Origin of the sequence: Cesiribacter sp. SM1, from assembly GCF_020178975.1 — a bacterium.
GTDB lineage: Bacteria > Bacteroidota > Bacteroidia > Cytophagales > Cyclobacteriaceae > Cesiribacter.
Window position 1 is genome coordinate 1 of sequence record NZ_JAHXBU010000089.1, and the last position, 19,557, is coordinate 19,557.

Sequence of the window (19,557 nt, forward strand, 5' to 3'; positions counted from 1 at the left end):
GAAACTTGCCGCTCGACTTGCATGTATTAGGCCCGCCGCTAGCGTTCATCCTGAGCCAGGATCAAACTCTCCATTGTATATGTGCTTTACATCAGTTAAACTGATGTGCATTCTGTACCCGATATCAACAAGACCAATTAAAGCCTAAACTTTAACTGTTATCTCTACACCAGGTTATAGAACACAATGTGTCATTTGCATCCCGAAACTCTCAAAGTGTCTTAACGAAGTTTGTTCCTACTGCTGATTCTCATCAGTAAATAAGACCAAAGTCTTCACTAAGCGGTTTGCTGTCAAAACATCTATTCAAAGAACTTTTTAGATTCCCTCTCTTGAGTCTTCTCAACTCAATAGGCTTCCTCTCCTGTAGTTACTATCTATTATAGTAGCTATGTTTCTATCTCTTTCTATCGCCTCGGCTCGTTTGCCTGGGCTGCTCTTTTTCCAAAAGCGAGTGCAAAGTTAAGTAAGTTTCACCTCCTATGTCAAGCTTTTTCCAGAGAAAATTTTCAGAAATTTTTAACCTCTTCCCTCTCCTTTCGTTTAGCTTAACTGCTCGTGATCTTCATCCTTATGCTAAGGTAAACATCCCTTGCTCCTTGTTCGCTTTCAGTCTTTCAATACCTGGTCCTGCGACCGCTTTCTTTTTATTTCCCCCAGCCTGCTGCCGTAAGGGGAGTGCAAAGGTAGGAGCTTTTTTGCTCTTTGCAAGTGGCGAAGCTGAAAATATTTGAAGTTTTTTCTACTCCTTTTTTCAAGCTCTTCTGCTTGCGCTTTCAGCACTTTTACATAAGGCGCCTGGCTAAGGCGGCAAGAGTGTTAACCTCTGCTCCCTATGCTAAAGTTCCGGCTTTGGCTAAACTTTTTCGGATCTTCCTTAAATTTATCAAAGACTAATATCTCTGCTGCTTCTAAGCTGAATCTGCCAAAGCGCTCCTGCCGGTGCGGCTCTTTGCTTCACTCTTTCAATGCTTCAATCTTTTGCCCTTAGCTCTTTTGCCCGGGGCGCTTATCCATAACTGATCCAAGGCTTCTGATAGTTCCTTAGAATTAGACATTTTCTTGTCTTTTCCTAAGGCCTTACACTGCTTCAGACTTCTTTTAGCCTGGTGTAGTATAACTTTCTGAAGATGCTGTGAGTTCCCGGAGGTGAGAATTTATTCTTGCTCTCCCGGCTCCCTACCCTCTCCTTTTAAGAGGAACGCAAGAGTCTTAACCGTGGCCGATAACTCTTTAGTTCCCCTCCTGCCTAAGCTTTTTTAGTGCAGCGGGAAGACAAAGGTAACGGAGGCGCCAGATCATTTTCAAGCAGGTTGAAAGAAAAATCTTTACCGCTACCCGAATAATTTTAGCTATTCAACCATTCTTTCACCCAGACCTGCCGTCTTAGTGGGGTGCAAATATAAAGGGGTTGATCTGGATAAATCAACCCCTTTTGGAAATATGTTTTTAAAATAAATTCTGCTGCCGTGGCTTCTTGTAAAGGGGAACCGTACTGCATGGCTCTCCATACATAATGCTGGACACAAAAGGGCGTAGCTTTCGGGTAAGTTCCACATAGGCAGATATCGGCACCGGCTTATTACTACAGCCTTTTACCACTACTTTTGCATCACGAAAATCTTCAGGATTTATATGCCCGAGCGCCTGCTGATAGAGAATGTCTTCCAGCTCCTGCGCATTTCCAAATATAAAGAATTTTGCATAAGGCTCCAGAACTGTTGCAATCAGCATATAGGCCCACACGGGTACAACAGCATCTGCAGAACAGGTAACTGCCACATACTTCCCCTCGTACTGCTGCCAGTCCTGTTCTTTTACCCACTGCCTGAAATCCTTCTCACGCAAAATTAGGCCCTGAAACAATACATCCCTGATATCGAGCAACACACGCTCACCTTCGGGATAATACTGCTCCAGGTCTATGGATACCAGGGAGCTTTGAGCAACCCTGTTTATGATCGGTTCTTGTGTCTGATTCATCACACCAATGTTTTAGGTTTAGTACCCTGAAACTCTTTTAAGTAAACCGGCTCAAAATATGCCAGGTCTTCAAATTGCTGCTGTTCCCACCGCTGGTGTGCAAGCGCACCAACAGGTACCGCAGACGGAACTACACCCGACACAAAATGCGCATTGGGCTGGTACCCCAGCACCTCCTTACATTTCGCTGCGCCATCTCCGAAAAAATAAATTATCTGCTGCTGTAGCTCTTCTTCGAATGAGTGCGCATCGATTACTTTGGGTGTTTGTGGTTCTATAATCTCACCCTGCTTATTCTGCAACATACAATAGACTTCCATACGGCGGGCATCAATCATAGGGCAAAGTAATGCATTTGCCGGTGCATATGTTGCTACCTCATGTGCCATCGCCTCCAGCGTATTTACAGCAATGAGTGGTACTTCCAGAGCATAGCATAAGCCTTTAGCCGTAGAGGTACCAATGCGCAGTCCGGTATAAGAACCTGGTCCTGCCGATACTGCAACTGCAGCAATATCTGACATGGCAATGCCCGCATACTGCAGACTGTTATGTATCAACACTGTTAATAAACCACTGTGGGATTTGTCTATGTGCAAATGCTGGCTAACCACCAATACACCATCCTGGTGGAGGGCCACAGAACATACCTTAGTGGCTGTTTCGATGCTTAGAATATATGCCATGATGTGGTTACTGCCAGAGGAACAAAAATCAGCCCTCTTTACAATACTATTAAGATCCAAAAATACACCTGACTACACAGCTAAGTACAAGAACACGTACAATCAATACCGGTCTGAAAAGAGAACAATCCTTTCGCCCCTAATGCCATTGTATTCCGGTAGCGCAACTGCCAGTACAGAAAAGCTATTGTCTCCGCCCGTTAGCTGCCATTGAGCCTACAAAATACTTTGCTGGTTTTATGGCTGATACGAACAGAGACAACAACATTAATTTCTACCCAGGAGCTTGCCGTACTGCTGTGGTGTTTGTAACACCTCCTGGGCCTTCAGCATATCCTGGTCGGTATTGAAGGATGCCTGAAGTGCACCATTGAACAGGTAGTAGCGGCTTACAATTTCACGCTTCAGCAGTTCCTTGATCTCGTCTTTAAACTCCTGGAGATCTTTGGTTTTGTCATGTGCAAACTGCTGCCGCAGTGCATCAAGCTTTGGCTTGATAGAATTGTAAGACTTTTCGTCTTTGGCTACTGCCTCCAGTTCCTCAATTGTTTCCTCTACCTTGGTTGTGTAATCGTACTTTTTCGTTGACAGCCACTTTACAAATTTTTCGTAATCACCATCTGTTATGGTGAACTGTGCTGCAGACGGAATCTTTTCAGTGCGGCCATGGTATTCGGTGGCGTAATCAAATATTAAGCCGTTAGACAACAAGGCTACAGATATTGGCGCCAGGGATTCCGGGCTAACCTTCAGGTCTGGCTCAATGCCATTGCCGTCATACACAGGGCGGCCATTTTTAGTCAGGAATTTAATTCTTAATGAATCCGGTACTTTATCTGCAGAGCCATCGAGGTTGCGGTGACTATAATCGATAGCCTGAATGCAGCGGCCACTTGGAATGTAATATTTGGCTGTAGTAACTTTTAACTGGCTGTTGTAGGATAACGGACGGGTAGTTTGTACCAAGCCCTTGCCAAAGGTTTTATTACCTACTACAACGGCTCTGTCGTAATCCTGCAGTACACCGGCTACAATTTCTGCAGCAGAGGCGCTGCGGCTACTTACCAGCACGGCCATTGGTGTAGTTAGGTCAAGGGGCTGATCAAGCGCATGGTAAGTCTGGTTAGACTCACGCATTTTGCCTTTGGTACTTACTACTTCCGCGCCTTTAGGTATAAAAAGGTTAGCAATATTCACTGCCTCAATCAACAAGCCCCCTGGATTATCACGTAAATCAAGCACAAGTTTGGTAGCACCTTCTTTTTTAAGGCTCTCTACGGCCTGGCGCACCTCACGTGCAGCTCCTGTGGTAAAATCAGAAAGCTTGATATAGCCAACATCTTTACCCACCATACCAAAGTAGGGTACGTTATTAACAGTAATATGCTCCCGCACCAGGGTTACCTGCATAGGTTCTTTGGCACCGAAACGTTTTATGGTAAGATCAACTTTTGTATTTGCCTGCCCCTTTAATAAACGACTGATTTCGTCTGTGTCTTTACCTGTTACATCAATGTTGTCTATTTTCAGAATCACATCACCAATGCGCAGGCCCTGCTTGTGGGCAGGATAGCCCTCGTAGGGCATCAACACTGTATTAAGACCGTTCCGCACCCCAACTGAAGCACCAATACCCCCATATTCGCCGGTTGTCATGGTACGAAAATCTTCAATCTGATCTTCTGGTATATAATTGGTATAAGGATCTAATGATGCAAGCATGGCATCGATGCCTACCTTCATTAACTCATTAGGATTTACCTCATCTACATAGTAAGTATTGACCTCTTTGAAGAGGGTAGCAAAAATGTCGAGGTTTTTAACGATGGCGAAATAACGCTCACCTGGATCTGAATAGGAAAAAAGACCAAAAGCTGTACCAAGCAGAAAAACAATGATGGCAGCGCGGGAAACTATTTTTTTCATAAAGCCGGCTATTAGAAAAGGGGTTGTTGTACCTCTTGTAAACGCTGAAGACAAAAAATTAGTTTGGCTTCAAGTTGCCGGAAAGGCACTTCTTCTCGTCCAATGTACACAAAGCCGATCAAAAAATAAACCTGGCTATCGTTGAGCAGGCTTTTATTCAGGCGGTAAACTTCCCGCAGGCAACGTTTTATCCTGTTTCTGTCTACTGCTCTTTTAAAATTTCGCTTGGGAACAGTAAAAAGCACCTGGGCCCGTGGCGGGTGCTGCAGCCCTGTTGCTTCAGAAGGTTTTACAGCCTGCATGGCTTCTGCTTCAGAAAGCGGCAGGTATATCATTTTTAAAGGGTAGGCCTTATGGGACATGCCTTTTTCAAAGAGCATGCGTATGGCTATGCGGCGGCAAAGGCGCTCATGTTTGGGTAAACTCTGGTTCACAACCCCCTAAAAAGAAAATAAGCGCCCGAGAGCGCTGTAATTCCAAAAACCCTAGAAAGGAAAATGCAACTGTTACGCTGCTATGCTTTTAGCGTTTATGTCTTTTCTCATCAGAAACTGTAAGTTTCTTCCGGCCTTTTGATCTTCTGCTAGCGAGCACTGCTCTACCCGATGCCGATGCCATTCTGGCGCGGAAACCATGCTTGTTTCTTCTTTTGCGCTGTGATGGTTGGAATGTTCTTTTCATGATGCGGTTCGGTTACTAATGGGCTGCAAAACTAATAATTTTTTTTAATACTTACAAAAACAATCCTTTTTTCTCTTAAGCATTCTTAACCTTACTTCTATGCTTTGTGCAAAAGTGAAAGGGCCTATATTTGTACAAAAGCAACTTTTATTGCATTCTAAGGTTCAGACTAGGGAATTCCTGCCATATGAAATATTATATCTCTTATCAATATCCGCAGCATCACTTTATTCATATCACGCTTTACCTTCGGGATATAAACAAAGATATTACCTACCTGCAGCTACCCAGCTGGCGCCCCGGCCGCTACGAGCTTGGCAATTTTGCCAAAAATATTCAAAGATTTAACATACAGGATATGCAGGGAGGCATGGTGCCACACAAAAAAGTATCTAAAGACCGCTGGGAAGTAGTAACCAAAGGAATAGGCGAGCTACAGGTAAAATATACTTACTACGGCAACCAGATGGACGCCGGGGGTACCTACCTGGACGAAGAACAGCTTTACATCAATTTTATTAATTGCATGTTGTATGCCGAAGGGCGCCTGAACCAGCCTTGTGAGGTGCATCTGCAACTGCCCCATGATTACAGAATAGCCTGCAGCCTGAAGCAGGTAGCGCAGCACACGCTGGAGGCCAGTGACTACTACGAGCTGGTAGACAGCCCCATGATTGCCAGCAACCGGCTGCAGCAGCACTCTTACCTGGCAGGAGATACTATCTTTCACCTCTGGGCCATGGGCGATAGTGGCTCCCTTAACTGGCCCCTTACCCAGGAGGCGTTTCGCCGTTTTAGCGAAGTACAAATAAAAACCATGCAGGGCTTCCCTGCTCCTGAATATCACTTCCTGTTCCAGTTTCTGCCCTACAAAGCTTATCATGGTGTAGAGCATGGCGCCAGTACTGTTGTTACCCTGGGCCCCTCTAACGAGCTTCACCTCCCCGACCTGTACAAAAACCTGCTGGGCATCAGCTCGCATGAACTTTACCACGTCTGGAATATTATTCGCATACGCCCGGCCGAGATGATGCCTTATGACTTTACCAAGGAAAATTACTTTACGACCGGCTTTGTGGCCGAGGGTGTTACTACCTACTATGGCGACCTGTTTTTAGCAAGAGGCGGAGTATTTGACCTGGATGAATACCTGGTAGAACTGAACCGCAGCCTGCAGCGGCATGTGAGCAACGGCGGCCGTTTTAATCATTCGCTTATCGATAGCGGGTTTGATTTATGGCTGGACGGCTACAGCCCCGGCATACCCAACCGCAAGGTATCTATTTATGTAAAAGGCTCCCTGGTAGCCCTGCTGCTGGACCTGCAGCTGCGCAAGCTCACCAACAACGAGCGCTCGCTCGATAATGTAATGCAGCTGCTGATGCAGGAATTTGCCCTGAAGCAAAAAGGATATACCTACGAAGATTATAAGAAGATTGTGGAACGGGTAGCCGGCCAGCCTATGGATGAGTATTTCCGCTTATATGTGGAGGGCCTGGAGCCGCTGGAAAATCACTTACCCGAGTTGCTGGAGTGGGTAGGACTAAGCCTGCGCCAGCAGCCAGCCCGCAGCAGTACACAAAGGCTCTATGGATTTAAAGTAGGCGAAAAAGAAGGAAACGTGATCTCCATACAGGATGTAGCCCCAGGCAGCCCGGCCGAAAAACACCTCAGCCGCGGCGACGAGCTGGTGGCCATTAACGGCAGGCGCATTCAGCTTAATAACCTGGAAGAACTGCTGGCCGGGCAGGATAAGGTGGTCATAAGCTTTTTTCGCAACCACACCCTGCGCACGGTAGAGCTGGCCGCTGGTGAAAGTTCTTATAAAACAGAATTGAAGATACTGCCCCTGCCTAACCCCAGCCCCGAACAACTGCAAAGCAGACAGGCCTGGCTATGGCAGTAAAGTGGCTTTAGCAATAAAAAAGAAGCAGCTGTTCCGCTAAGCGGGCAGGTGCTTCTTTCAATATTAGACTACAAAATTTCGTTCCCTGCTCTATTGCGCAAAGGCAGTATCCTTCAGGCCGGGGTTCAGCTCTATGCTTACTACCTCTCCCTCCAGGGTTCCCTGCGGCGTGATCAGAGAAATTTGCTTCGGAAATTTGATTCCGTCTTTTTCTTCGTACGATTTGTAGATGATGGTACCTGTAGGGCTTTCCGTTTTAAGCTTCAGGCCGCTGTCTTTTGCAAAATATTCTGTAGTAGCTGGTCCGCTGCCATTGCTCACTACCACTTTATATGCTTCTTTGCCTTCTACAGTCTCCAGCCCTTTCACCTCTGCACTAATGCCTTCCTGCGTGTACATAAGCTCCGGGAAAGGATGTGCCGATGCCTTCAGGGCAGCTGCCTGCTGCTCGGGCAGGTCCTGGCGCTGTCCTCCCATCACCATAAAAGCTTTGCCGCCATCGTAAACTATTTTAGATAGCACCTGTCCGTTCATGGTTGTTTCATTCAGGTAGCTGCCGGGTAGCTTCTTCAGCTGGGTGTTGGTAATTTCCATGCCGTTGATGCTTAGCTTCATCACCATGCGCATGTCGTTAACAGCATTTAAACGTTCTTCTCCACCAATGGCCTGAATGTACTTGCCAATGATCTCCCGGGCGTTTGCTTCTCCGGCGGCAAGTTCTTTGGCGGGCTCTCCCTCGGCAGTGTAGTGTTTTACTTCACCAAATTGTGCCAGTCCTTCTGCTACCTCATCGGCATTGCCTACTACCAAAATATAAGCATTATCGGGCTGCACGTAAGTTTGCGCAACACGCTGCAGGTCTGCCGGGGTTACGGCAGCTACTTTTTTGAGGTAATCACGATAGTAGTTCTTATCCAGGTTATATCGGGCGGTGTTGAGGGCAAAGCTGGCTATGGTCTGCGGGCTCTCCAGCGAGCGGGCAAAGCTGCCGGTTAAAAAGTTTTTAGCCTTTTCCAGCTCATCCTGCGGTACGGCTTCGGTACGAATGCGCTTAAGCTCATTCATGAATTCATATACGGCACTATCTGTTACAGCATTGCGAACATTGGCGTAAGCCACAAACTTACCGATGAGTTCATCAGAGTCCAGCGAAGAATAGGCACCGTAGGTATAACCTTTGGCCTCTCTTAAATTATTAAAGAGGCGGGCATCGCCACCACCCAGGATGTCGTTCATCAGGCGGGCTGGGATCACATCTGCATCGCCGGGTTTGAGCGCAACCGGGTGTGCAATTTGCACCACCGACTGTACCGAATTGGAACGGTCAACCACAGCTACCACAGGCTTCTGCAGCGGCTGCGGAGCTGGATAAGTATGCGTTGGCACCTGGCCCTTCTGCCAGTTGCTGAAGTATTTTTTTACAAGCTGCTGTGCTTCTTTTTTGGTAATATCACCAACGATGGCCAGGTAAGCAGTATTTGGCTTAAAGTAGGTGTTGTAGTACTGCTGTACGTCCTGGAGCTTTACATTATCCAGGGTTGCTTCTGACATCAGCTCTCCATAAGGATGATCGGCACCATACAGTAATTTAGCCTGTACGCTGCTGGCAATGTACTGCGGATCATCTTTTTGGGCAGCCAGGCCGGATTTATTTTGTTTTACCAGTTTATCGAACTCCTCCTGCGGAAAAGCCGGGTTCAGCACCACATCGGCCATCAGGGCCATCAGCTTGTCTTTGTGGCGGCTTAGCGCAGAACCATAAACCCCGGTAGAGCTGGTAGAAAGGCCAGCACCAATAAAGTCAACCTCCTCATCGAGCTGGTCTTTGGTACGGTTGGTAGTACCACTGCGCAGCAGGTCGCCGGCAATAGAAACGTAACCTGCCTTATCGCCTTCTACAATAGGGTCGCGGTCAATCAGCAGGCTGTAGCTTACCTGAGGCAATTTGGTATTCCGCACCACAAATACCTTCAGGCCGTTTTTAAGCTCAAAAGATTCGTAGGTTCCCAGTTTAATTTCGGGTGCAGGACCAGGCTTTGGCAGCTGGCTGCGATCTACCTGTGCTGTGGCCCCAAGTGCAAACAGCATACAGGCAAAAAGTGCTATATGTTTTATTGATCTCATCTGGATAATGGGCTTAGTTTGATGATTGGTTTTCTGCTGCAGGGGCTGCAGATTTTGGCAGGTAATGAAGCACTACCCTCTTGTTGGGGTCCAGGTACTTTTGTGCCACCCGGCGAATGTCTTCTTTGGTAACCCTGCGGAAGCGCTCAATTTCAGTATTGATGAGGTTTGCATCGCCAAAGTACATATGATAGTCTGCCAGACTTTCTGCAATACCGGCTACTTTAGAGTTGCTGGTCACAAAATTGCTTTCTATCTGGTTGAGCACCTTCTGGTACTCCTGGTCTGTAATCAGCTCCTGCTGAACTTTCTCAATTTCCCGGTTCATGGCTTTTTCCAGCTCCGACAGCTCTACGCCCATGTTCACCAGGCCCAGGGTAATGAACAGGCCGTGGTCTTCCAGTGCATAAGGAAAGGCCACCACCTGCAGTGCTTTTTGTTCTTTATCTACCAGCTGTTTTTGCATACGGGCGCTTGGTCCGCCACTTAACAAAGTGGTAAGCATGTTCAGGGCATAATAATCATCGGTACCCTGGCCAGGCATGCGGTATGCCTGAAAAACAGCAGGCAGCTGAATGTTATCATAGATGGTATCGCGCACCTCAGCCGTAAGCGCGGGCTCTTCTATATTTGGGCGGTAAGGCGTACCTCCCTTAGGTATTTCACTGAAGTACTTATTGATGAGCTCGCGGGTTTGCGCCACATCAATATCGCCGGCAATGGATAGCACTGCATTATTTGGCACATAGTGCTCTTTGTAAAACTGCATAAACTCTTCGAGCTTGGCAGCGTTCAGGTCTTCCATTGAGCCAATTGGAGTCCAGCGGTAAGGGTGCTTCTGAAAGGCACGCTTAAAGATGTTTTCCTGGAACGACATATAAGGTACGTTGTCGATGCGCTGGCGCTTCTCTTCCTTTACCACTTCGCGCTGTGTTTCTACCCCGGCAGAATCTATTTTGGCATGCAGCATGCGCTCCGACTCCAGGTAAAGCCCCAGCTCCAGCTGGTTAGAGGGCAGTATCTGGTAATAGAAGGTACGGTCCTGAGTTGTGTTGGCGTTAAGTGCGCCGCCGGCAGCCTTTACAATGCCCATAAATTCACCTCTGTCTACATTTTCTGTTCCCTCAAACAGGAGGTGTTCAAAAAAGTGGGCAAAGCCGCTACGTCCCTCCTCCTCATTCTTGGAGCCTACATGGTACATAACAGTTACAGCAACAATGGGAGTGGAATGATCCTCGTGCAGAATAACATGAAGGCCATTGGGCATATCATATTCTACAAACTCAATCTTTTTATTTTGCGCATGCACCATACTGGCTACCAGCAGGCACAACAGCAAAAAGGAGCTTTTCTTCATAAGATTAGTGTGATGTTCAAACGCGGATTACATAAAATTTTAACTATCAAATATACCTGAACCGCTCATCCGGCTCAAAAGGCACAAGCTGAGATTAAACAAAAACTACACAAGTGGCGATTTTGAGCCATGAACGGAGCAAGGCATTGGTTAGCTTCATAAATCAAAAAAGCTGCCCGGGGGCAGCTTTACTCATCAGGTACTCATACGTATGTACAAACCTTATGCGCTCATGCACAAGCAGTGTGCACCCATGTATAAGTATTATGCACATGTATAAGTATTATACACCTTATGCGTAAGAAATTTCGAACTGAACCAGGTCTACAAATTCCTGCACCCGCTCATCAATATCAGATTGCTTAAGGTTTACCAGACGCTCCACGCCAAACTTTTCTACACAGTAAGAAGCCATGGCAGAGCCGTAGATGATTGCCCGCTTCATGTTATCAAAGCTTACATCATTGGTAGAAGAAAGGTAGCCAATAAAGCCTCCGGCAAAGGTATCACCGGCACCGGTAGGGTCAAACACATCTTCCAGCGGCAGCGCAGGTGCAAAAAAGATCTGGTCCTGGTCAAACAGCAGGGCACCATGCTCGCCTTTTTTAATGATGAGCTTTTTGGGGCCCATGGCCAGTATTTTCTTGGCGGCTTTCACCAGCGAATACTCCTTGCTTAGCTGCCGGGCTTCTCCATCGTTGATAGAAAGCACATCCACCATACTGATGGTATCCATCAGGTCATCCCATGCCACATCCATCCAGAAGTTCATGGTGTCCATCATAATGAGCTTGGGGCGTTTTTTCATGCGCTCAATCACGGTGCGCTGTACCGCCGGTGCCAGATTGCCCAGCATCAGGTACTGGCAGTTCTGGTAGCTGTCGGGGATCAAAGGATCAAAGCTGCCCAACACATTAAGCTCTGTTACCAGGGTATCGCGGCTGTTCATATCGCTATGGTATCGCCCACTCCAGAAAAAGCTCTTTTCGTTTTCTTTTATCTGAAGACCTTCGGTATTGATCCCATGCTGCTGCATCATTTCAATATCGGTTTTACGGAAATCGCCGCCTACAACAGCCACCAGGTTGGTTTTTTTGGTGAAGTAAGACGCTGCCATGGATATATAGGTACCAGAGCCCCCAATGATTTTGTCGGTTTTACCGAATGGAGTCTCCAGGGCATCAAAAGCCACCGACCCAACAACTAATAAGCTCATATTGTAAATCTAGATTTAGTTTAATGTATAATCGGACAACGGTTGAATGGTTTACTACGGTCGAACAGGTAGCGGTAGGTGTGGTGCACCTTGTAAACTTTACCACCTACTTCTTCAGCAATACGCATCATTTTAGGGTTAAAATCACCAATCCAGTTCATTTCAAAATCAAGATAGGGCGATTTGCTGCTCCATACATAGCGGCTGGTTGCAATGGCCATAGCCGACTCAATTCCTTTTCCCTGGTGGGCCGGCACCACCCCAAACACAAGGCCCAGCATTTTTTTACAGGTTCCGCGCCATTTATGGTAAACAAAAAGAAGTTTGCCCCACCAGTTTAAATTGCCATTCACATGCTTAAAAATCTGGTTCAGCTCCGGCAGGTTCAGGAAGAATGCTATTGGCTCGCCCTCATAATACCCAAACATCATGATTTTTGGATCCATTACAGGCTTTAGCTTTTTAAATATACCATCAACCTGTGCTTTGCTCATTTCACCTACACCTTTGTGCTTTACCCAGGCTTTGTTGTAAATGGTTCTGAAATCCTCGGCATACTTGTCCATGTTTTTCATCTCTGCATGCCTGAATTCATATTTTGGTTCTGCAAGCAGCCGCTCTGCCCGGGCCTGTATTTTCTCGCTCACACCCCCCTCCTTTACCCTGCGGCCGTAGGTAAACTGCTTAAAGTAGAGCTGGAAACCATAATTCTCGAAAAGCGCTGTATAATAAGGAAAGTTATAGTGCATGCAGTAGTTAGGTTCCAGGTCGAAACCCTCGGCCAGTATGCCCCACCAGCGGTCGCGGTCGCCAAAATTAATAGAGCCATCCATGGCTTCCATACCCCGCTCCTGCAGCCAGCTTTTGCAGGCATCCAGTAGTAAGTTTGCAGCATTCTGATCGTTGGTACAATCAAAAAAACCCAGTCCACCCGTGGGTTGGTCTTCTTTCCGGGATGTTTTCTGATTGATGAAAGCGGCCACTCTGCCTATGGTAGTACCACTACTATCTTTTAAAATCCAGCGAACAGCCTCTCCATGGCGGAAAAGCTTATTCTTCTTCGGATCAAAAACACTTTCTATATCCTGATCCAGGGGTCTGATCCAATTTTTCTCGTTCTTATAAAGCCTTACAGGCAATTCTAAGAATTCTCTGCGGGTTTTCTCATCACCCACCTCCAGTAACTGCATATCCTGATATTAACTGCTGCTAAAATAAGGTTTTCTGTTAAGAATAGACAAACCAGAGCAAAGCATTACCTCTGTGACAAAAGTTTTAGTTTTCGTTTTGCTAATAAAATTATTAATACTAATTTTATCAGCAACATAAACTAAATATAATAGCAATGGCCACCGCATCTACCCTAACTTCTGCCAGTGCTGCTTTAAGCAGTGCCATAAAACTGAAGCTTACCAGCCACCGCTTAAGTGAGCGTCGTTGCCAGGTTAAATTTTTAGCTCAGCACAAAGACAGCAACAAGCCTACCCGCGGTCATATGCTGGTAGATCCGAGCCTTAGTTTACGGGAGGTGGCACAAATCATCAGGCAGCGCATGCTACTCATGCAGCAGCATGGCGCTATGCACCTTAGCAGCTTTTACTGCATCTCTGACCGGGAAAATGGCAGTGGCTTTATTTTCTTCGAAAGCTAACAGCATACTAATAAAATTAGTCACTAATAACCCATCACAATATTTTTAGCATTTTGCTAATTTTTCTTATCTTGCAGTCGTTATAGGGATCAGAGGGGTAGCATACTAAAAATACTAGTCCTCCATCATAAAACCCTGCAAGCATGAGCATAGTAAGCACAAACATACGTACCCTGCGCAAGCAAATGGGCTTTACACAAGAGCAATTTGCGGAGCGTATTGGCATTAAGCGCTCCCTGCTGGGCGCATACGAAGAGGGACGGGCAGATCCGCGCCTTAACAACCTTCAGAATATTGCTACCGAGTTTGGTGTAACGGTAGACATGCTCCTTACCCGCGACCTTACCCGCATGAGCCGCGAGGATATTCAGAAGCTCATGAAAAAAGAGACCGGCAATGGTAAGGAAAAACTAAAGATCCTATCGATAACGGTAGATCAGCAAAACCGGGAAAATATAGAACTGGTGCCACAAAAGGCGGCTGCCGGTTATCTCAATGGCTTTGCCGATCCTGAATACCTGGAGGAGTTGCCACGCTTTCAGCTACCTTTACTACCGCAAACCGGCACCTACCGCGCATTTGAGATCAGTGGCGACAGCATGCTGCCACTCCCTTCAGGCACTATCATCATTGGCCAGTATGTAGAGAGCGCCAGGGATATACGCGAGGGCAAAACTTACATCTTTGTAACTGCCAAAGAAGGGGTTGTTTATAAAAGAGCCTACAAAAATGGTAAGGACAACAGCCTGCTGATGGTATCAGACAACACAGCCTACGCTCCTTTTGAGGTAGAGCTGGCAGACATACTGGAGATCTGGGAAGCAAAAGCCTTCATTAGCATGCAATTCCCTGAGCCCGCCACAGCTGCAATACAAAGCACAGCACCGGGCACAGGCAACCTAAAATCATCTACTAAGCCGGATATGTCGCTGGAGAAGCTGGCAGGCCTGGTACTGGAGCTTCAAAACGAGGTGATTAAGCTCAAGGAGAAATAGAATTTTATTTGATTGTTTGATTACTATATTCAATAATACAGCCGCTCTGCATTTTGTGAGCGGCTGTTTATTTTTTATAGGAATGACGACAGAATCTGTGCCGACGTACTTATTTCTGGTCTGTAAAAATTTCTTTGAGCGCTGCTTCCAGCCTGTCCAGGCTGTTTGTGTTAGCACCAGGCTCCAACAAGCTTTCTCCAAAAGTAAACCATACCCCTTCTCCGGTACTGACATGCCTGCCAGGTTCCGTTGGCGGAAAGTCCGAGGCATTATCATAATCATAATCGGGCATGTACACAGTCTTGAGCAATTTTTTCAGGGCTGGCCAGCTCAACTCCCGGGTGCTCTCCGAGCCAGGTCCTTCCATCCCTACCTGACGTGCACTGGCTTTTCTTTCGGCAAAGCTTGCATTCAGCCAAATCTCAATGTTACTATCATCAATCTCCAGGTAGTGCAAAGCAAAAGGAGCTTCCTTTTGTGCCACCTCATAAATAGCCTGCATGATTTCCTGCAAAAAATACTCCCAGCTGGGTACATCGGCGGGTCTGCCGGCAAACAGCACTTCTCCGGGCTGGCTAAGCAACTGAATTTCCAGCACAGCCTCTCCCTCTCTGGCCTCCTTAGGCTTGTTGGGCCAAATACTCTTTGTCATTTGCTCCTGCAGGGCCTCCAGCCAAAGTTGGGGCAAGCTGCCACTCCAGCTCCAGTCATCCTGAAGGGTAAATCCTTCTTCCAGAATCTCCTCTTCAGTAAGCTCTTCGCGGTTCAGGTAACGCAGGTCAAAATTAGCATCCAAACCTGAGGGTTTAAGCGTTAACTCAAGATGGTAGGCATAATGATAGGGAGGCGGCACATTTTCGCCTGCATCGTAAAAAATATCCAGTTTATGGACTGATTCTAAAGCTACACTCATATAGGCTGCAAGTTACACATTTCTACTTTCAGAGAAACCCGAACGGCGCTTCTATAGTATCATTATATATGAACAGATTGTTTTATACACTTATTTTTTTAGTTCTGGTAGCTTTTACAACAGCGAGTTGCCAGGAAAAAGACATGCAGGAACAAATATTAAATAACCTGGAAATTAAATATAAAGAGCTGAACAGAAACGCAGATTTCGTTACTGCCAATGGCGTACCTGTTGCCCAGGAGCTACATTTTGTAGAGCCGAACAAGAACCTGCTGCCTGAAAATGCGCAGGTCAGGCAAATAGCACTGATCCGCCATGGAGAACCAGACCTTACCAAAACAGGGCAGTTCACCTACGAAGAAGCCAAAAGTTTTATCAGGAATTACGATAGCGTGGGCATTATTATTCCCGACAGGCCCTTCTTTAAGCTGAATGAAGCTGAAGAGGTTGCACTTTTTACAAGCACCATCCCCAGAGCACAGGCAACAGCCAAATACTTATTTGGTGCAGAAAGGGAAATTGTTATTACAGAAGATTTCAGGGAGTTTGAGCGTATTATTGGCAAACGCAGGGTAAAAATGCGCCTGCCACTCAAGTACTGGACCACCACCGCGCGCATTAAATGGATGCTGGGCCTGGACCGTGAGGGCATAGAAAGCTTTAGCGAAGCAAAAGAAAGGGCTCGTAAAGGAGCCATGCTACTTGACGAGAGCAGCGAGGAAATTCCTAAAGTTGTACTGGTAGCCCATGGCTTTCTGAACCGCTACATCAGAAAAAACCTGGAAGAGCTGGGCTGGCGCGTAGTGCGTGATGGCGGCGACAATTACTTTGCCACCACCATTCTTGCCAAAATAGATACAGAGGAGGATAGAAACGATACTAACTTAGTAACGGAGTCTGACAATTAATTCCTGCCTTGCTGACTTCAGATCGAATGCAGCCTCATCAAAATTTGGTGCCCTAAAGGTTGGCAGGTTGTTATTAGATGCCCCATAGCCTTCTTTTGGATAGCCAACAACGTTTGTATCCAGGTTTCCGTTTTCATTCTCATCGTGCAGCAGCGAAATGGCATAACGCCCGGCAGGCAGGCCTTCTACTACCATCTGAACAGCACCCTCACTGGCAGGAACCGTTATATTCCTGATTGCTTTTTTTCCATCGGTCGGGAAACCCTCCCCTTTATTGAACAAGGCCAGCCTGATCACTCCTTTATTGTTTCGGGCTCCTTCTACCTTTACAATGATGCTGTGTGTTGCCTCGTTTTTCTGCCATGCAGCAGCAGTGCTAAGCACTAAAATTCCTGCCAGCACAACCAGCCAGCCCCTAAAGCCTGGCCCAGGTTTCTTTTCTCTTGATTTTTCCATTGTCGCTTTCAACGAAGTTTGATACATATAAGATCTCTTTTGGCGCCCAGTATTTTGGCAGCGAGGCAGTGAGGCACTGCAGTAACACAGCAACAGACTCCGCCATCAGTGGCTCTCCTTCCAGCAGGAGTACTACCTTTTGCCCCAGCTTTTCGTCGGGAAGCCCACCTGCCAGCACCCGCCGGCCATGTCCCTGCTCCCTAAGACAGACCATTGCCACTGCCTCAAGCTGTTCTGCCTGCACTTTAACACCACCGGTGTTAACAATGTTATCAATGCGCCCCAACCAGCGAAAGCTGTTTTCATCAAGCAGCTCCACTATATCGTTGGTTACCACCTCCTCTTCAACAACCGGGCCATTAATAACCAGGCAGCCACGCCCATCGGTACTAATCTGTATACCAGGCAAAACAGTAAAATAATCTTTGCGGCCGGGGCCATTGATCTGGCGCAGGGCTATGTGCGACACTGTCTCAGTCATGCCATAGGTACTGTACAGAGGTGCATGCACCAGCTGCGTCTTTTCTTCCAGTGCCGGAGATACTGCAGCTCCGCCAATAATGGCTGACTTCATCTGGTTTAAAATCTTTAAGCTGGGCATATCCTGCAGAATTGCCTCCAGCTGCAGAGGCACCAGGGCGGTAAAAAGAGGCTGTTCAGCAACTGGCAGCTGCTTTAAAGGGTTAGCCTCCGGCGAAAGCAAACGAATAGGCAAACCACCCTCCATTGCACGCACCAGCATCATTTTACCTCCGATGTAAGCCGGATTAATACAAAGAAGTGCAGGCGTTCCGGCAGTAAGCTGGAGCGCCTGCAGCGTAAGCCGGGCACTTGCCTGCATTCTGCTGCGGGACACGGCTATAGGCTTGGGCTTGCCTGTAGAACCCGAAGTATGTACAGTAAATGCCTGCTGGTTGTTTAGCCATTGCTGCACAAAGGTTAATGCTGCATGCTGATAGGGCTGCCACATTTCTTGTTCTGCTACATGCTGTTGCTGCAGCTGTGCAGGAGTAAAGGATTCGTTGCCGATTATTAAGTTAAAAGCCATGGCATAAAAAAAGGTGTTGGTCCTCAAACCAACACCTAAAGAAGCAAAATCCAAAATGCTCAAAAAAATTAATGGAGCACAGCCGCTAGGCGGCCAAAAAATAAAAAAGTCAAGTTAAATCTTATCAGCTAACACTAACTGAGTTTACATTCATCGCTGATTCAACAACGTCGAACCGGCGCTTAATATCGCGGAAACTAATTGGCTGGCGCATGGGCGAAGACTTCTTCACACCTACCAGCGATTGGTAAAGCTGCTCCACTTCCTGCTCACTCATGGTGTCGATGTGGCGGAACATTGCTAATTTTTTTTCGGCCAATGTCATATAGGTCGATGTAATATTATACACAAATATAACACCTTATACGCTACCGATTGCAGGAAGGTTCTTGAAATTATCATTAATAAATTACTCTGCTTGCATAACATACCGTTTTCGTATCGGGAAAGGCCGTTTTTGCGATATAAACCCATGTAATTTTTTAGAGCAACATAAAAAAAAGCGACACAAAGGTCGCTTTAGGTAGATAAAATTTTTTTAAAGTTTTTTACGCATCTACCCTTTCACAGGGACTATTTGTGCTGATATTGACGTAAGGTTCTGCAACAAACGTAATATTTTTTACAACTGTTTTAGTACGCTAATAGCCTAAAAGTTCAAGGAATCAAGACTAAACCAGTCTAAACCTATTGCATGGCCTCACTCTATGTGTCAGAAACGGGGCATCAGAAAAATTGTTTACGGAATCCACTTAATGTCCTTGAAATCCGGCTTCCGTTTCTCCAGAAATGCATTTCTTCCTTCCTTGGCTTCATCAGTCATATACGTCAGGCGGGTAGCTTCGCCGGCAAATATCTGCTGGCCTACCATGCCATCGTCGGTGAGATTAAATGCAAACTTCAGCATCTTTATGGAAGTAGGCGATTTCTCCAGAATTTCCTGTGCCCATTCGTAGGCTGTATCTTCCAGTTCCTCATGCGGAATCACAGCATTCACCATGCCCATCTCATAAGCATCCTGCGCTGAATAGTTTCTGCCCAGGAAAAATATTTCACGTGCACGCTTTTGCCCCACCATTTTTGCTAGGTAAGCCGAGCCGTAGCCGCCATCGAAGCTGGTTACATCGGCATCGGTTTGCTTAAAAACAGCATGCTCCTTGCTGGCAAGGGTAAGGTCGCATACCACGTGCAGGCTATGCCCGCCACCTACTGCCCAGCCAGGCACCACGGCAATAACTACCTTTGGCATAAACCGTATCAGGCGCTGCACCTCCAGTATATTCAGGCGGGGCATGCCTGCCTCATCTACATAGCCCTGGTGACCGCGCGCATTCTGATCTCCGCCACTGCAGAACGAATAAACACCATCCTTAGTAGAAGGCCCTTCGGCAGAAAGCAGCACTACCCCAATGGATGTATCTTCACGGGCATCCAGAAATGCCTCAAACAGTTCTCCTACAGTTTTAGGACGAAATGCGTTACGTACGTTTGGCCGGTTAAAAGCAATACGGGCAACACCGTTTGATTTTTTATAGGTGATGTCCTCATATTCTTTTACAGTTACCCAATTTGCCTTGCTCATATTTCTTTATTTATATTATAATGATTGATAGCGTTAAAAACATCCTGCTGCAGCATACCTGTTTCTTTGGTGAAGCTACGGCAGCACAACTCTGCGCCCCACTGTACTGGCTGCTGTAGTGCTTT

18 protein-coding genes and 1 rRNA gene are annotated in these 19,557 nt (G+C 46.7%); 4 read left to right on the forward strand and 15 right to left on the reverse strand.

What is annotated here, in order from left to right; genetic code table 11:
* The 6 genes from KWJ01_RS15165 to rpmH form a co-directional block, all read right to left on the reverse strand.
* Positions 1-77 (reverse strand): 16S ribosomal RNA (locus tag KWJ01_RS15165); the annotation flags it as partial.
* A 1,372-nt stretch (positions 78-1,449) separates the two neighbouring features.
* Positions 1,450-1,983 (reverse strand): DUF2480 family protein, encoded by a 534-nt coding sequence (locus tag KWJ01_RS15170; RefSeq protein ID WP_224997482.1) that lies wholly within the window; start codon positions 1,981-1,983, stop codon positions 1,450-1,452.
* The gene (gene tsaB, locus KWJ01_RS15175; protein ID WP_224997484.1) at positions 1,983-2,669 is read right to left on the reverse strand and encodes a tRNA (adenosine(37)-N6)-threonylcarbamoyltransferase complex dimerization subunit type 1 TsaB; all 687 of its coding nucleotides are present in this window, start codon (positions 2,667-2,669) and stop codon (positions 1,983-1,985) included. The genes KWJ01_RS15170 and tsaB overlap by 1 nt, the downstream gene beginning before the upstream one ends.
* Positions 2,670-2,936: 267 nt before the next feature.
* Positions 2,937-4,595: a S41 family peptidase gene (locus KWJ01_RS15180; protein WP_224997486.1), complete on the reverse strand. Its 1,659-nt coding sequence runs from the start codon at positions 4,593-4,595 to the stop codon at positions 2,937-2,939.
* 11 nt (positions 4,596-4,606) lie between these two features.
* Positions 4,607-5,029, reverse strand: coding sequence for a ribonuclease P protein component (locus KWJ01_RS15185; RefSeq protein ID WP_224997487.1), 423 nt, complete (start codon positions 5,027-5,029; stop codon positions 4,607-4,609).
* Between the two features lie 88 nt (positions 5,030-5,117).
* Positions 5,118-5,276 (reverse strand): 50S ribosomal protein L34, encoded by a 159-nt coding sequence (gene rpmH / locus KWJ01_RS15190; RefSeq protein ID WP_224997489.1) that lies wholly within the window; start codon positions 5,274-5,276, stop codon positions 5,118-5,120.
* Positions 5,277-5,463: 187 nt separating this feature from the next.
* Between rpmH and KWJ01_RS15195 the strand changes: the two genes are divergently transcribed.
* Positions 5,464-7,182 (forward strand): M61 family metallopeptidase, encoded by a 1,719-nt coding sequence (locus tag KWJ01_RS15195; protein ID WP_224997491.1) that lies wholly within the window; start codon positions 5,464-5,466, stop codon positions 7,180-7,182.
* Between the two features lie 90 nt (positions 7,183-7,272).
* Here KWJ01_RS15195 and KWJ01_RS15200 read toward each other — a convergent pair whose 3' ends face one another.
* From KWJ01_RS15200 to KWJ01_RS15215, 4 genes are all read right to left on the reverse strand, one after another.
* Positions 7,273-9,306 carry a pitrilysin family protein gene (locus KWJ01_RS15200; protein WP_224997493.1) on the reverse strand — a complete coding sequence of 678 codons (2,034 nt, stop codon included), beginning with the start codon at positions 9,304-9,306 and terminating at the stop codon, positions 7,273-7,275.
* 13 nt (positions 9,307-9,319) lie between these two features.
* A complete protein-coding gene (locus KWJ01_RS15205) occupies positions 9,320-10,663 on the reverse strand; it encodes a pitrilysin family protein (RefSeq protein WP_224997495.1) in 1,344 nt (447 codons plus the stop codon).
* 292 nt (positions 10,664-10,955) lie between these two features.
* Complete coding sequence (locus tag KWJ01_RS15210) at positions 10,956-11,879, reverse strand: PfkB family carbohydrate kinase (RefSeq protein WP_224997497.1); 924 nt, start codon at positions 11,877-11,879, stop codon at positions 10,956-10,958.
* A gap of 20 nt (positions 11,880-11,899) precedes the next feature.
* On the reverse strand, positions 11,900-13,069 hold the full coding sequence (locus tag KWJ01_RS15215; protein ID WP_224997499.1) for a hypothetical protein: 1,170 nt from the start codon (positions 13,067-13,069) through the stop codon (positions 11,900-11,902).
* Between the two features lie 155 nt (positions 13,070-13,224).
* Between KWJ01_RS15215 and KWJ01_RS15220 the strand changes: the two genes are divergently transcribed.
* Together KWJ01_RS15220 and KWJ01_RS15225 are read left to right on the forward strand one after the other, a co-directional pair.
* The gene (locus tag KWJ01_RS15220) at positions 13,225-13,530 is read left to right on the forward strand and encodes a hypothetical protein (protein ID WP_224997501.1); all 306 of its coding nucleotides are present in this window, start codon (positions 13,225-13,227) and stop codon (positions 13,528-13,530) included.
* A gap of 143 nt (positions 13,531-13,673) precedes the next feature.
* Positions 13,674-14,525, forward strand: coding sequence for a LexA family transcriptional regulator (locus tag KWJ01_RS15225; RefSeq protein ID WP_224997502.1), 852 nt, complete (start codon positions 13,674-13,676; stop codon positions 14,523-14,525).
* Between the two features lie 109 nt (positions 14,526-14,634).
* On the opposite strand, the gene KWJ01_RS15230 is transcribed toward KWJ01_RS15225, so the two are convergent.
* On the reverse strand, positions 14,635-15,438 hold the full coding sequence (locus KWJ01_RS15230; RefSeq protein WP_224997505.1) for a hypothetical protein: 804 nt from the start codon (positions 15,436-15,438) through the stop codon (positions 14,635-14,637).
* A gap of 143 nt (positions 15,439-15,581) precedes the next feature.
* Here KWJ01_RS15230 and KWJ01_RS15235 point away from each other — a divergent pair, with 143 nt between their 5' ends.
* On the forward strand, positions 15,582-16,346 hold the full coding sequence (locus KWJ01_RS15235) for a histidine phosphatase family protein (protein ID WP_224997507.1): 765 nt from the start codon (positions 15,582-15,584) through the stop codon (positions 16,344-16,346).
* Here KWJ01_RS15235 and KWJ01_RS15240 read toward each other — a convergent pair.
* The 4 genes from KWJ01_RS15240 to KWJ01_RS15255 form a co-directional block, all read right to left on the reverse strand.
* Positions 16,323-16,802, reverse strand: coding sequence for a DUF2141 domain-containing protein (locus tag KWJ01_RS15240; RefSeq protein ID WP_224997508.1), 480 nt, complete (start codon positions 16,800-16,802; stop codon positions 16,323-16,325). The two genes, KWJ01_RS15235 and KWJ01_RS15240, sit on opposite strands and share 24 nt — an antisense overlap.
* Complete coding sequence (locus tag KWJ01_RS15245) at positions 16,762-17,850, reverse strand: AMP-binding protein (RefSeq protein WP_224997510.1); 1,089 nt, start codon at positions 17,848-17,850, stop codon at positions 16,762-16,764. The genes KWJ01_RS15240 and KWJ01_RS15245 overlap by 41 nt, the downstream gene beginning before the upstream one ends.
* 124 nt (positions 17,851-17,974) lie before the next feature.
* Complete coding sequence (locus tag KWJ01_RS15250) at positions 17,975-18,148, reverse strand: hypothetical protein (RefSeq protein ID WP_224997512.1); 174 nt, start codon at positions 18,146-18,148, stop codon at positions 17,975-17,977.
* Positions 18,149-18,589: 441 nt separating this feature from the next.
* The gene (locus tag KWJ01_RS15255; protein ID WP_224997514.1) at positions 18,590-19,432 is read right to left on the reverse strand and encodes a 1,4-dihydroxy-2-naphthoyl-CoA synthase; all 843 of its coding nucleotides are present in this window, start codon (positions 19,430-19,432) and stop codon (positions 18,590-18,592) included.
* Positions 19,433-19,557: the final 125 nt, after the last annotated feature.

Excerpts from the sequence above, each read along its gene's own strand:
- KWJ01_RS15170 (WP_224997482.1), bottom strand. The coding sequence starts at position 1,983 with ATGAATCAGACACAAGAACCGATCATAAACAGGGTTGCTCAAAGCTCC.
- tsaB (WP_224997484.1), bottom strand. The coding sequence starts at position 2,669 with ATGGCATATATTCTAAGCATCGAAACAGCCACTAAGGTATGTTCTGTG.
- KWJ01_RS15180 (WP_224997486.1), bottom strand. The coding sequence starts at position 4,595 with ATGAAAAAAATAGTTTCCCGCGCTGCCATCATTGTTTTTCTGCTTGGT.
- rpmH (WP_224997489.1), bottom strand. The coding sequence starts at position 5,276 with ATGAAAAGAACATTCCAACCATCACAGCGCAAAAGAAGAAACAAGCAT.
- KWJ01_RS15195 (WP_224997491.1), top strand. The coding sequence starts at position 5,464 with ATGAAATATTATATCTCTTATCAATATCCGCAGCATCACTTTATTCAT.
- KWJ01_RS15200 (WP_224997493.1), bottom strand. The coding sequence starts at position 9,306 with ATGAGATCAATAAAACATATAGCACTTTTTGCCTGTATGCTGTTTGCA.
- KWJ01_RS15205 (WP_224997495.1), bottom strand. The coding sequence starts at position 10,663 with ATGAAGAAAAGCTCCTTTTTGCTGTTGTGCCTGCTGGTAGCCAGTATG.
- KWJ01_RS15210 (WP_224997497.1), bottom strand. The coding sequence starts at position 11,879 with ATGAGCTTATTAGTTGTTGGGTCGGTGGCTTTTGATGCCCTGGAGACT.
- KWJ01_RS15215 (WP_224997499.1), bottom strand. The coding sequence starts at position 13,069 with ATGCAGTTACTGGAGGTGGGTGATGAGAAAACCCGCAGAGAATTCTTA.
- KWJ01_RS15220 (WP_224997501.1), top strand. The coding sequence starts at position 13,225 with ATGGCCACCGCATCTACCCTAACTTCTGCCAGTGCTGCTTTAAGCAGT.
- KWJ01_RS15225 (WP_224997502.1), top strand. The coding sequence starts at position 13,674 with ATGAGCATAGTAAGCACAAACATACGTACCCTGCGCAAGCAAATGGGC.
- KWJ01_RS15230 (WP_224997505.1), bottom strand. The coding sequence starts at position 15,438 with ATGAGTGTAGCTTTAGAATCAGTCCATAAACTGGATATTTTTTACGAT.
- KWJ01_RS15235 (WP_224997507.1), top strand. The coding sequence starts at position 15,582 with ATGCAGGAACAAATATTAAATAACCTGGAAATTAAATATAAAGAGCTG.
- KWJ01_RS15240 (WP_224997508.1), bottom strand. The coding sequence starts at position 16,802 with ATGGAAAAATCAAGAGAAAAGAAACCTGGGCCAGGCTTTAGGGGCTGG.
- KWJ01_RS15245 (WP_224997510.1), bottom strand. The coding sequence starts at position 17,850 with ATGGCTTTTAACTTAATAATCGGCAACGAATCCTTTACTCCTGCACAG.
- KWJ01_RS15250 (WP_224997512.1), bottom strand. The coding sequence starts at position 18,148 with ATGTTCCGCCACATCGACACCATGAGTGAGCAGGAAGTGGAGCAGCTT.
- KWJ01_RS15255 (WP_224997514.1), bottom strand. The coding sequence starts at position 19,432 with ATGAGCAAGGCAAATTGGGTAACTGTAAAAGAATATGAGGACATCACC.